General features: G+C 43.7%; 13 protein-coding genes. 3 read left to right on the top strand and 10 right to left on the bottom strand.

Annotation, left to right across the window (positions count from 1 at the left end):
- Nucleotides 1-169: 169 nt before the first annotated feature.
- From E2R65_RS16295 to E2R65_RS16280, 4 genes are all read right to left on the bottom strand, one after another.
- Complete coding sequence (locus tag E2R65_RS16295; protein ID WP_134337553.1) at nucleotides 170-2,137, bottom strand: M1 family metallopeptidase; 1,968 nt, start codon at nucleotides 2,135-2,137, stop codon at nucleotides 170-172.
- 94 nt (nucleotides 2,138-2,231) lie between these two features.
- Nucleotides 2,232-3,161: a Ppx/GppA phosphatase family protein gene (locus tag E2R65_RS16290; protein ID WP_134337552.1), complete on the bottom strand. Its 930-nt coding sequence runs from the start codon at nucleotides 3,159-3,161 to the stop codon at nucleotides 2,232-2,234.
- 155 nt (nucleotides 3,162-3,316) lie between these two features.
- Complete coding sequence (locus tag E2R65_RS16285; RefSeq protein WP_134337551.1) at nucleotides 3,317-4,561, bottom strand: ABC transporter permease; 1,245 nt, start codon at nucleotides 4,559-4,561, stop codon at nucleotides 3,317-3,319.
- 3 nt (nucleotides 4,562-4,564) lie between these two features.
- The gene (locus E2R65_RS16280; RefSeq protein WP_134337550.1) at nucleotides 4,565-5,473 is read right to left on the bottom strand and encodes an ABC transporter ATP-binding protein; all 909 of its coding nucleotides are present in this window, start codon (nucleotides 5,471-5,473) and stop codon (nucleotides 4,565-4,567) included.
- Between the two features lie 117 nt (nucleotides 5,474-5,590).
- Between E2R65_RS16280 and E2R65_RS16275 the strand changes: the two genes are divergently transcribed.
- The gene (locus E2R65_RS16275; RefSeq protein WP_134337549.1) at nucleotides 5,591-6,952 is read left to right on the top strand and encodes a Fic family protein; all 1,362 of its coding nucleotides are present in this window, start codon (nucleotides 5,591-5,593) and stop codon (nucleotides 6,950-6,952) included.
- Between the two features lie 77 nt (nucleotides 6,953-7,029).
- On the opposite strand, the gene dnaJ is transcribed toward E2R65_RS16275, so the two are convergent.
- From dnaJ to E2R65_RS16250, 5 genes are all read right to left on the bottom strand, one after another.
- Entirely contained in the window at nucleotides 7,030-8,196 is a 1,167-nt protein-coding gene (gene dnaJ, locus E2R65_RS16270) for a molecular chaperone DnaJ (RefSeq protein WP_134337548.1), read from the bottom strand.
- A gap of 134 nt (nucleotides 8,197-8,330) precedes the next feature.
- Nucleotides 8,331-8,906: a nucleotide exchange factor GrpE gene (locus tag E2R65_RS16265; protein WP_134337547.1), complete on the bottom strand. Its 576-nt coding sequence runs from the start codon at nucleotides 8,904-8,906 to the stop codon at nucleotides 8,331-8,333.
- A 166-nt stretch (nucleotides 8,907-9,072) separates the two neighbouring features.
- Nucleotides 9,073-9,756: a cell division ATP-binding protein FtsE gene (locus E2R65_RS16260; protein ID WP_134337546.1), complete on the bottom strand. Its 684-nt coding sequence runs from the start codon at nucleotides 9,754-9,756 to the stop codon at nucleotides 9,073-9,075.
- 5 nt (nucleotides 9,757-9,761) lie between these two features.
- Nucleotides 9,762-9,965 carry a fructose-6-phosphate aldolase gene (locus tag E2R65_RS16255; protein WP_134337545.1) on the bottom strand — a complete coding sequence of 68 codons (204 nt, stop codon included), beginning with the start codon at nucleotides 9,963-9,965 and terminating at the stop codon, nucleotides 9,762-9,764.
- Nucleotides 9,966-10,052: 87 nt separating this feature from the next.
- Nucleotides 10,053-11,075, bottom strand: coding sequence for an acyl-CoA reductase (locus E2R65_RS16250; protein ID WP_134337544.1), 1,023 nt, complete (start codon nucleotides 11,073-11,075; stop codon nucleotides 10,053-10,055).
- A 100-nt stretch (nucleotides 11,076-11,175) separates the two neighbouring features.
- On the opposite strand from E2R65_RS16250, the gene E2R65_RS16245 reads away from it, so the two are divergent.
- Entirely contained in the window at nucleotides 11,176-11,529 is a 354-nt protein-coding gene (locus E2R65_RS16245; RefSeq protein WP_134337543.1) for a 4Fe-4S dicluster domain-containing protein, read from the top strand.
- Between the two features lie 103 nt (nucleotides 11,530-11,632).
- Nucleotides 11,633-12,394, top strand: a complete 762-nt coding sequence (locus E2R65_RS16240) for a C40 family peptidase (protein ID WP_134337542.1) — start codon at nucleotides 11,633-11,635, stop codon at nucleotides 12,392-12,394.
- A gap of 19 nt (nucleotides 12,395-12,413) precedes the next feature.
- On the opposite strand, the gene E2R65_RS16235 is transcribed toward E2R65_RS16240, so the two are convergent.
- Nucleotides 12,414-12,635 (bottom strand): hypothetical protein, encoded by a 222-nt coding sequence (locus E2R65_RS16235; protein WP_134337541.1) that lies wholly within the window; start codon nucleotides 12,633-12,635, stop codon nucleotides 12,414-12,416.
- Nucleotides 12,636-12,671: the final 36 nt, after the last annotated feature.

Genomic DNA, 12,671 nt, shown 5'->3' with positions numbered 1-12,671 from the left:
CGATCTTCGACATGCTTGTCGCTGACTTTTCAATCGAAGATTGCCACGTCACTACGTTTCTCGTAATGACGTGGTGGTAAAATGCATAATATAGGCGTAGAGACGCGATACTTTGCGTCTCCTTTATGCAATTCCAGCCCGGTTGGCAAAGGCGCGAAGTATCGCGTCTCTATAATTTCCTTGAATTATTCTTTCTGTTTACATCCGGTAGCGCGTTATCCGGGTCAATCGTTATGCTTTCCACTTCCCGGGTAGTTGGCAGGGTGTAAGTAGTAACCTTATTTTGTAACCAGGTTTCTACCGGGAAATAGGTGCGTTGTTTAGTACCATCCTTCATTTTTGCTTCTACCGTAAAAGGCATAGCCATCATCTCTCTATTTGCGATGGTCAGTTTTACACCTTTTGTGTGATTCTTATCTACGTATTTAGTATCTATCAGCGCTATATCCAGTTTGTAGTTGTTGTAGAACCAGCCTTTCCAAAACCAACTCAGGTCTTCACCTGCACCGTTTTCCATTGACCGGAAAAAGTCATCGGGTTGCGGGTGTTTGTAAGCCCACTTATCAATATAGTTTTTAAAGGCATAATCAAACCTGTCTTTCCCAAGGATCTGCTCACGCAGTAAAACCATACCAAAAGCCGGTTTAAAATAGGTTAGGGGGTGGCGGTATTTTTCAGGAATGGCATCGGGGGCGGTCATGATGCTTGGCGAATTTGGGTCGGTGATATGTTCAATGATCTCGTCGGCAGGGTTGCCGCCGCCGGGCGCGTATTCGCCATCACGCTTGGGTGCATATTCGCCTTTGTTAAAAGCATCTGATGCGTATATATCAATAAAAGTATTGAAGCCCTCGTCCATCCAGGCAAAGCGGCGTTCATCGCTGCCTACGATCATCGGGAACCAGTTGTGGCCTATCTCGTGTGCAGTTACCCAGTACAACTCTTTACCTTTATCATTAATGCCATCAAACACAATACCGGGGTATTCCATGCCACCTGCAATGCCGGCCTCGTTAATAGCGGTTGGCCAGGGGTAAACAAACCATTTTTCTGAAAAGTATTCCATGGATGCTTTGAGGTATTCGGTAGCACGGCCCCAGGCATCATTGCCCTGGCTCTCTACCGGGTAAACCGACATGGCCAATGATTTTTTACCATCCGGCAGGTTAACCCTTGCAGCATCCCAGATGTATGCCCGCGAAGCGCCAAAGGCCACATCACGGGTGTTTAACATTTTATAATGCCAGGTCAAGGTGCCTGCATTTACCGGGCGCGATGTTTTATCGTTGATCTCGGCAGCGGTACGGATCATAACGGTTTTATCACTGTTTCGTGCGGCATTTAAGCGGGCAATTTGTGTAGCGGTTAGTACTTCTTTTGGGTTCAGCAGGTCGCCGGGGCCGGCTACGATCATATCCCAGGGGGCATTAATGGTATAGTCGATATCACCGTACTCACAGTAAAATTCGCCGCTCCCTAAAAAAGGCGCGGTAGCCCAACCGCGGCTATCGTCATAAACGCACATCCTTGGGAAAAACTGGGCAACCTCGTAAATTTTGCCGTTTTTGGTGTCCACAAAATCGGTGCGGCCGCCAAAATTGCCCGGTATGGTATAATGATATTTGATGCGGAGGCTGATTGTGCCCTTGCCCAGCGCCTTAGCCAGGCGCACCTGCATGCGGGTATCGGTAATTTTGTAATTGGCTTTTGCGCTGCTGTTACCGCTTATAATCTCTACCGATTCGATCTCGTAACCGCTGGTATGTTGTGTGGCCTGGTAGCCGGTTACAAAATTAGAGCGGGCGTCTTTTTTATAAGTGTTTTGGTCCAGCTGCAGCCAAAGGTATTGTAAAGCATCGGGGCTGTTGTTGGTATAAGTGATGTTGGTAGTACCGCTTATAGTTTTACTAATGGTATCCAGCGTTACGGCCAACTTATAATCTGCACGGTTTTGCCAGTACTTTGGCCCCGGCTCACCATTGGCCGAGTGAAACTCGTTTCCCTTTTCGGTATAGGGCAGGGGCGAGAACAGTACCGATGGCTGGTAGTTAGTGGTAATGGTATCGTTAGGGTTTTTCTGTGCGTTTGCAAGAGCAGATGAGAGCAGCAATAAAGATGCGCCTATAAATTTTTTCATGTATGAAATGAATATAAGCTGGCAATATACAAAGGATGCCTTAAAATTTGATTTTGCATCAATAAAGTTATCATGCCAGTAAGTAAAACAATTTTTAACCCAGCATATCTGCCAGCACACCTTCTTTTAACGAATAGGTAGCCATACTTACATCCGGTATGCCCAGCTTTTGCATCAGGTAAATGGTGAGCAGGCTGGCTACCACAATCATATCTACCCGTACGGGGATGATACCCTTCATGCTGGCGCGTAGCGAGTGGGAGGATTTAATAAGCAACTCGATCAGATCCAGCAGGTCATCGGTATCAAATTCGTAAACTTTGGTTTGTTTAATATCAAAGGTTTTACCTTTTTTGATCTCTATCACCTCGGCAAAGCTTTCAAAGGCGCCCGATGAGCCTATGATATTAACCGGTTTATATTGAATGGCTGCCGCAAACAGATCTATCAACTGGCCATTCAGATAGTGGGTAAGTGCTTTAATGGAAGTAACCGGTATCGGGTCGGTTTGGTTGAATTTATCCATCAGCCGGGCAGCGCCTATCTCAAAACTTTGTTTCCAAAGCACCTTGTTTTTGTTGCCGATGATAAATTCTACGCTGCCGCCGCCAATGTCTATCACAAGCGAGTTTTGATCGCCAAGCGCGCCGCTGGCTTTGATGCCGCTGTAAATATAGGCTGCCTCCTGCGCGCCGTTTATTAATTCTATCCGGATGCCGGCCTGCTCTTTTACCTGCTGAATAAAATCGGGCCCGTTGGCTGCGCTGCGTATGGCGGATGTAGCAATCGCTTTAACTTGGGTAGCGCCATATTCATCTATACGCTTTTTAAAGGCTTGCATGGCAGTAATACCGCGGTTAAAAGGCTCTTGTTGTATAATACCCCGGTTGATGCCGCCCTCGCCGAGCTTTACCGCTTCCGTTTGGCGGAAGACCGCTTTGAACCCATCGGCAGTACCTTCGGCTATTAATAAATGAAAGGTATTAGTGCCCAAATCCATTACGGCTATACGTTTGCTATCCATCGTTGGCTAAATTAAAAAAATCCCTGCAAGAGTTTGGCTCAGGCAGGGATTTTTAATTAGCAATCATAGTGTTCATGTTCACTGTTTGTGAACACTATGAATTATAGCAAGTTGCTTATAGTCAGCTATTTAATTTTTAGGCTTATCTAAAAAACTTATTCTTTGTAAAAAAACCACTTGGATAATTCTTTAAAGCTGGCTTTTTTGCCATACATCAATACGCCCACACGGTAAATTCTTGCGGCCACATAAGTAGTGAACAGGAAGCCGATTACCATGCTGAACATAGAAAGACCTAATTGCCACCCCGGAACGCCCCCAAAAGGGATCCGCACCATCATGGCCACCGGGGCGGTTAACGGGATCATAGAGAGCCATACCGCCAGCGGACTATCAGGAGCCCTATATAATACGGTTACCGATAGCAGGTAGGTAAACAGCAAAGGCATGGTTATCGGGAACATAAACTGCTGGGTTTCTGTCTCGCTGTCTACCGCCGAGCCAACTGCGGCAAACAGGGCGCTATAAAGCAGGTATCCGGTTATAAAATAAAACAAAAAACAACCCAGCACATACCCGAAAGGGATATTTTGCAAAGTTTGTAATGCACCCATGATGCCGCCGGCATTGTTATTACCTATAATTTTGGTAGCAATAACCGATAGCACTATCCAGGCGGTAAATTGCGTTAGCCCAACCAGGCCTACACCAATAATTTTACCCAGCATCAGCTGAAAAGGCTTTACCGATGAGATGATCACCTCGATGATGCGGCTTGTTTTTTCTTCGATAACCCCGCGCATTACCTGCGCACCGTATATAAATAACGACATGTAGATGAGTATGGCACAAGCAATACCCACACCCATCGAAGTGCCTACATCGGCATCTTTAGTGCCCGCTTCGGTAACCTCCATGGCGTTTACGTTAACCCTGCTTTTTTTAGCCTGGTTAAGCAGGGCCGTATCAATATGGTTGGCCAGCATGGTATTGGTTAATGCAATTTCGTTCATCTGGTTTTCCACCTCGTTGGTAAGCGTATAGGATGGTTTCTTTTTCGACAGGAACTGCACCTGCCTGGTGGCGTAATCTTTGGGTATCAGCAGTACAGACAGGTCCTCGTTTTCTTTCAAACCTGCCTTTGCCTTATCCAGCGGCTCGTTAGCGGGAACAAACTGTATATTTTTAGCATTTTTTAATTTACCTTCAAATAAATGGCTTTCATCAATCACTTTAACCACCTGCGGTTTGCTCATCACCTGGCTGTCTTTCGCAACGTAAGCTATCAGGGCCGTCATCCCGGCTAATAATAAGGGCACTGCCAGCAGCATAATAATAAATGCCTTTTTGCGCACCCGTGTTACGTATTCGCGCTGTATAATCAATAATACTTTTTTCATGGCTTAGGCAATTAGGTTTACTTTTTCGATGAAGATCTCGTTCATACTCGGGATAACCTCCTGCAACATATTGATGCGTGTTTTGGGGAGAAGATACTGCAAAACATCATTAGCCGAGTTGCTGCTGTTCAGCTTTAGTTTTATAATGTGGCTTTCGTCCTCGCCCTCCATTTCAGTCACAATAGTAAAGGGTTGCGTACCATCAAAAACCAGCTTGTTGCCGGTATATTCTACCAGGTAGGTTTCGTTTTTGTAAGAGTTGCGGATGTGTTTTACCCGGCCATCCAGTATCTTGTGCGATTTATGGATGAGGGCAATAGCATCACAAAGTTCTTCTACCGATTCCATGCGGTGGGTAGAGAAGAGGATAGTAGCGCCATTGCGGTTCAATTCCAGTATCTCCTCTTTGATCAGTTCGGCGTTAACCGGGTCAAAACCGCTAAAGGGCTCATCCAGGATGATCAGATCAGGCTGATGCAATACCGTAGCCACAAACTGGGCTTTTTGCTGCATCCCCTTAGATAGTTCTTCTATTTTTTTATGCCACCAGCTTTCCATACCCAGCTTATCAAACCAAAATTTTAGTTTGGCGGTAGCGTCGGCACGGGTAAGGCCTTTTAAGCGGGCCAGGTAGATCATCTGCTCGCCTATTTCCATTTTTTTATAAAGGCCGCGTTCCTCTGGCAGGTAACCTATACGTTCGATATGCGATTGATTTAGCTTCTCGCCTTTAAAATATACTTCGCCGCTGTCGGGCGCTGTTATTTGGTTAATGATACGGATGAGCGAGGTTTTACCGGCGCCATTTGGCCCAAGCAGGCCGAATATCTTACCGCTTTCTACCTCAAGGCTCACATCATCTAACGCACGATGACCGGCGTATTGCTTAACAATGTTGCGAATGCTTAACATGATCAGAATTTAGTTTATGCTAAATTAGATATAATGCCTTAAGGATTGTTACAAAATTGTTAACAGCGTTGTTAATTGCCACCTTTTCAAACGAGTTTGAATTTGTATCTTTAAAACATGAACCTTGATCTGGAAATAGAGTTTAGCAAAGCACCGGTACTACAAGAAATAGATGCCTTAAAAAAGCAAATAGATAATATGCGCCCATTACCACCTGATATAGAGGGACGGGTAATGCAAAAGTTGCGTTTGGATTGGAACTATAATTCTAATGCGATAGAGGGTAATAAATTGAGTTATGGCGAAACCGTTGCTTTTTTGATGGAAGGTATCACTGCTAAAGGTAAACCATTAAAAGATCATTTGGATATCCGTGGGCATAACGAAGCAATCCACTTTCTTACAGAATTGGTAAAAGATGAGAGAGGTATTACCGAATCAGACATAAGAGCCTTACATAAGATGATATTGGTTGAGCGCTATAAAGTAGATGCTCAAACTGCGGATGGAAAGCCAACTACAAAGTGGGTGGAGATAGGAGAGTACAAAAGCATGTCTAACCATGTGCAGACCGCCACAGGTGAAACACATTATTACGCTACGCCTGAAGAGGTGAAGTTAAAAATGCCTGAGTTGATAGAATGGTATAATGAGTTGAAACAGAATAAGGAAATACATCCTGTTGTGGCTGCAGCTTTATTTCACCATAAATTTGTAGCCATACATCCTTTTGATGATGGTAATGGCCGCTTGTCAAGAATATTAATGAATTTGATTTTGATGCAAGATGGGTATCCTCCTGCTGTTGTAAGAATGGATGATCGGAAGAATTACTACTCATTATTAAGCCGAGCCGATAATAAAGATGCTTGGCCGTTTGTGGAATATATAGTAGAGCAATTGCAGCGATCATTAGAGTTTTATATTGAGGCTGCTAATGGAGATGATATTAATGATGATGAAGATATTGATAAAGAAATTGCTTTGTTTAAAATGGAACTTCAAAATGAAGTTATAACAGACGAAAAAAAATCCGAATCAGTTGTTAAGCGGGTATTCGAAAAAAACATTAAAGAAATTATTGAAAAAATTTTTAACAAGTCCAGTTCGTTTGATGAGTTTTTTGAATCACACCAAAGATTTTTGGATTATTTAACAACAGAAAATCAACAAAAAATAAGCAGGAGAGATAGCGGGAAAGAATCTAATTGGATTTTTACAGATTTAAATTTTGATGATTGTGAATCGATAACAATTTGCTGCTTCTTTAAAAAGTTTAAAAATAAAAAAGAGTTTGATGTACAAGTTAGGTGGTCGGTCAATTTCCTTTCCTATAATTATACAATTGTAAATGCATTACAAAATGAATTGTTAAGTAAGACTTATTACGAAAGTATTTCAAATCAAGAAAAACAAGATTTAATTAAATTATTTGTAAATGATATCAAAAACGGTATTACCGAAAAAAGAAATATTTAGTGTATAAAAAAGCCCCGCATTAAATGCAGGGCTTACTATCTTCCGGTCTTTCAGACTTTATCGACTTCCGGACTTTTTTACTCAAAATATTCCTTCATCCGTTCAAAAAAGCTTTTTTCGTTTTTGCCGGGGTTGGGTTTAAAGTTAGGGGATCCCTGTAGTTTCTCCAGCGCTTCGCGTTCTTCACGGCTCAGGGCTTTTGGTGTCCAGATGTTTACGTGGATCAGCTGGTCGCCGCGGTGGTAAGAGTTTACTTCCGGTACGCCCTTGCCTTTTAAGCGCAGTATTTTACCACCCTGTGTGCCCGGCTCAATTTTAATTTTGGCTTTGCCGTCAATGGTAGGCACTTCTATACTGGTACCTAAGGCAGCATCCACAAAGTTAATGTGCAGATCATATATCACGTTATTGCCATCGCGTTTTAGGGTTTCGTGCGGTATCTCCTCTATCAGGATAATGAGGTCGCCGGGTACACCGCCGCGCGGGGCCGCGTTACCTTTACCGCTCATGCTTAACTGCATCCCTTCGCTAACACCGGCCGGTACGTTTATGGTAATGGTTTCTTCGCCGCGGGTAACGCCCTCGCCGTGGCAAACCGTACATTTTGAGGTAATGGTAGATCCTTCGCCGTTACAGGTAGGGCAGGTGCTGGTGGTTTGCATCTGGCCCAGAATGGTGTTGGTTACCCTGCGTACCGAACCCTGCCCGCCGCATGTTTTACAGGTAGAAAAAGACGATTTGTCTTTAGCACCCGTGCCATCGCAGGTTTTACAAAGAATTTGTTTGTTTACCTTTATTTTCTTTTCGGCGCCGTTGGCAATTTCTTCTAAAGACAGGCGCACCTTTATCCGCAGATTGCTGCCGCGGGCAACCCTGCGGCCACCACCCTGGCGGCCACCGCCACCGCCCCCAAAGAAGCCCTCAAACGGGCTGCCACCGCCAAATATGTCGCCAAACTGGCTAAATATGTCGTCCATATTCATATTGCCGCCGCCGTAACTACCGCCACTGGCAGAGCCCGCGTTTGCAGCATGGCCAAACTGGTTATAGCGCTGGCGCTTTTCGGCGTTGCTTAAAACCTCGTATGCTTCGGCAGCTTCCTTAAATTTTTCTTCCGCTTCTTTATCGCCCTGGTTTTTATCCGGGTGATATTTAATAGCCATTTTACGATACGCCTTCTTTATTTCATCAGCATCCGCGCCTTTGCTAACCCCCAGCACATCGTAATAATCTCTCTTAGCCATCTTTTAATTTATTATTGATTGATTGAATTACTGATTTAGTGAATTAAAAATCAGCTAAATCAATTTACAATGAATTTTGAGTTAGTTATGGATACGCAATGGAAATCACTAACTCAATCATTCACTAAATGCCCTTACGCTCCTACAATTACTTTGGCAAAACGTACCACGCGCTCGTTAAGCTCATAGCCCTTTTCCATTTCATCAATCACTTTGCCTTTCATGTCATCGCCGGGGGCGGGCACGCTGGTGATCGCTTCATGCAGGTCGGGGTCAAAAGCATTGCCTATTGATTGCATTTCTTTTAAGCCTTTTTGCGCCAGGATATTTTTTAGTTTGCTTTGTATCAGGGTAACGCCTTCTTTAACAGATGTTACTTCGGTAGCGTTATCCATAGCGCGTAAAGCGCGCTCAAAATCGTCTAATACAGGCAGCAGGGCAACAATTATATCCTTGCCTTCTGTTTTACGGGCTTCCTCGCGTTCTTTTATGGTACGGCGGCGAAAGTTATCAAACTCGGCATACAGCCTTAAATACTTATCATTAGCCAATGATAGCTCTTCTTTATGTTTTTCTTCAGCAGAAGGGCCGTTATCAGCTGCAGGGGTTTCAGTAGTTTCTTCCTGTCCGTCAATCTGTCCGTTTTCGTTGTTTACTTCGGCAGCGTTTTCAGCAGTTTCTGAATTTCCTTTATTTTTTTTCTTTAGCATGTCATTAAAATTCATAGCAAGTAGTGCTAATCAAGTATCCTGCCATCGGGTTAAACCCGACAAGCTGACAGTAGTGGTATAAAATTTTTGTTATTTGTGACAGCAAGTACAACAGCAGGTTTAAGTTACTTTGGCAGCAACTTAAACCTGCTACTGCCACTTATGGTTATGCTATCTGCACATCCTCTAATACCTTACCGTTCTCGCATTTAATAATACGCGATGGGAAGGTGCGGATAATGTGATAATCGTGTGTGGCAACTACCACGGCGGTGCCGCCCTGGCTGATCTGTTTTAACAGGAGTACGATCTCTTCTGAGGTGTCCGGATCAAGGTTACCGGTTGGCTCATCTGCCAAAATGATCTCGGGGTTATTCAGCAGGGCGCGGGCAATTACCACGCGCTGCTGCTCGCCGCCGGATAGCTCATGCGGCATTTTTTTTAGTTTAGAGCGCAGGCCCACTTTTTCCAGTACATCTAATATGCGGTCGGCAATCTGGTTCTTCTCTGTCCAGCCGGTAGCGTGCATCACAAACTGCAGGTTTTGCTCAACAGAGCGATCGGTAAGTAACTGGAAATCCTGAAAAACGATGCCCAGCTTGCGGCGCAGGTAAGGTACATCTTTGCCTGCAAGTTTGCTTAATTCGTACCCGCAGGCGTGGCCGGTACCGGCAGCAATGTTAAGGTCGCCGTAAATAACCTTTAGCAAACTGCTTTTGCCGCTGCCCGTTTGGCCAATAAGCCATACAAAATCACCCTTATCTATATGCAGGTTTACGTTTGATAGTACCAGGTGCTTCTGCTGAAAAATATCAACATTATTCAGTTTTATAATAGAGTTACCAATCATCTTATTTACAGCTCTAATTTTAATATTTTACCAAAGGGCAGATCTTTAACCACGCCCATTATATATTCGTATTTATCGGCAAGGCCAATTTTATCCAGGGATTTTTCGGGCCTATCCACCCTAAAATAAGCCAGCAGCGTAAATTTATCGTCGCGCAGCTGTACGTAATCAGGTATTTTGGCAACGCCTTTTACTTTTATAATGTACATTTTGTTGAGTTTAAAGTTCAAGGTTTAAAGTTGAAAGTCATTTTGAACTTTAAATCTTAAGCTTTCATTCCCAAAGGTATCGTAATTTTAAAGATTTGACAAAAAATCCATCGTATCTACACCATCAGCATAATCCCATAATTGCGGATGCTGGCTTTGGCCAAATGCAACCACCTGGTTGTTGGTTTTTAAAGGAGTATTAGTAACTATACATTGCAGGTTTTCTGTTTGCTGTAATAAGTATGCTTCGGCTTGCTGCAGGCTGGTATAGGTATCATAAAATAACACGGCCAGGGGCGATGTTAGCCTTGTATCCTGCTTAAGCATTAAAAAGCCGTTATCCAGGTGCTCATCGCGGTTTACCAGGTAAATAGATTTATTGTAATCATAATTGTTATTGTATTTATGATGATGGATGATAGGCGCAAAGTGTTCTATCGATTCAAAAAAGAAGTTGAAAATATAACCATCGGGCACTAACAATTTAGAAACATTGCGGCATCCCAAACCAAAATAATCAAAAATATCGTTTCCTAAGGCGGCTAACTGGTCTGCTGTTTCATCACCGGTAAGCAAGGCAATGCTATTGCGGTTTTTACGAATGATGTTGGGCACTTTACCAAAATAGTATTCAAAATAGCGCGATGTATTGTTGCTGCCGGTAGCAATAATGGCATCAAAGTTCTCCAGCCGTTCTACAAAGCTAAATTTATCTGCGTAGGATGCGTCGATCTGTACCAGTTTGTTCAGCACATAAGTTATTAACCGCGAATCTTGCGAGGATGCCTTGATGAGTGCGTGGTTGCCGGTTGCCAGCACACAAAGCACATCATGAAAACCTACCAGGGGGATGTTGCCGGCAAGCACCAGGCCCACTTTTTTATGGCCATGCCCGGCAAGGTTATACCGGTTAAGCCAAAGCTGCAGATCGGGCTTGTTTAGCATGCCGCCAGTTGCTTTTACCGCATTCATCACGCTTTGTGGTGTAAACCAGGCGTTGTATTGCCGCTCGGTTTCAATTATTTGCATTAGCTGTGCATCCGGCGAAACCAATTGCTCCCCCAGTTCAGAAAACGCGTTTACAGTATCGTTAATATTAAATTTTGACATATATATGTAACAGGGTAAACCCTTAAAGCCTTTTTTTGTTATATTTGCAAGCCCAAACCAGGGGCAAAGGTAACTTAGAATACAAGAATTTTTAAACAATATGGCGATTATAATCACCGATGAATGCATTAACTGCGGGGCCTGCGAACCAGAATGCCCAAACAATGCTATTTATGATGCAGGAGCAGCCTGGCGTTTTAGCGATGGTACGGCTTTAAAAGGTGTTATTGATTTTGGCGATGGGAATACCCTGAATGCCGAAGAAACACAAGCTGCCCTGTCTGACGATATTTATTACATCGTACCCGATAAATGTACCGAGTGTGTTGGTTTTCATGACGAGCCGCAGTGTGCCGCCGTTTGCCCGGTGGATTGCTGTGTGGATGACGAGGACGTACGCGAAACCGAAGAGGAACTGCATGCCAAAAAAGATTGGCTGCATGCAAATGCATAATATTAAAATTAATTGATATTAAAGGGGAAAGCACATAATGCTTTCCCCTTTTTTGTTTAAAAGAACAATATTATCTATCTTTCGTATCAATCTGGTGATTTAAATGGAGTACGGAATTTGTAATTTAGCTGTAGTGCCCCTGCGTGCCGAACCAAGCGATCGCAGTGAAATGGTATCGCAGGTTTTATTTGGGGAAGCATTTGAGATATTGGAGTGGAAGGATAAATGGGTGCAAATCACTACGGCTTTAGATAATTACACCGGCTGGATAGACCGGCTGCAGTTTGTAATGCTTGGCCACCTGGCTTATAAACGCCTGCTGCAAAACCCAGCCCCGGTAACCTACCGTGCCATTACCCAGGCCTGGAAAATAACCGATAATACCATACTGTATCTGCCGGCAGGCTCTTCTTTGGTTTTTTTAGAAGGTACAACCAGTTATATAGGCAACCAGCGGTTTGAAATAATTGGCGAAATAGGCGAAACGGATGGAATAGCCAATATTGCACAGTCCTTTTTAAACTCGCCGTATTTATGGGGCGGCAAAACCCATATGGGGATAGATTGCTCGGGCTTTACGCAGGTTGTTTATAAATTAAAGGGCATTCAGCTTAAACGCGATGCATCGCTACAGGCGCAGGAGGGTACAACGGTAGATTCTGTATTGACAGCTAAAACAGGCGACCTTGCTTTTTTTAATAACGAGGAAGGCCGCATAACGCATGTAGGGATCATACTGGGCGGCGGGCAAATTATCCATGCATCGGGCAAAGTAAAAATTGATATGATTGATACACAGGGTATTTATTCAGAAGAGCTTAAACGCTATACACATCGCCTTAAAATTATAAAGCGTTACCTTTAGCGTATTGCCTGCAAACTTTTCATGACGTTTTTTTAGAGTGGTTTATAGAATAGATGCCTAAAATAATACCTAAGGCCACCAGGATCCATAGCCCGCTGTCTACAGGGCAATCGGTACCATAAGGGTCATCGCCACCGCACGGCGGGTCGTCTATTTGTGCCATGGCCAGTTGAGGCACTATCATCAGGCAAAAAATAACGGTATTTACAGTCAGTATTTTAATTGTTGTTTTCACGCTCATCTTCATCCTCCTTTTTTTCAATAGTACGGGCAGTGT

It is taken from the genome of Mucilaginibacter phyllosphaerae (genome assembly GCF_004378255.1).
Lineage (GTDB): Bacteria > Bacteroidota > Bacteroidia > Sphingobacteriales > Sphingobacteriaceae > Mucilaginibacter > Mucilaginibacter phyllosphaerae.
This window is presented reverse-complemented; position numbering and strand designations above follow the sequence as displayed.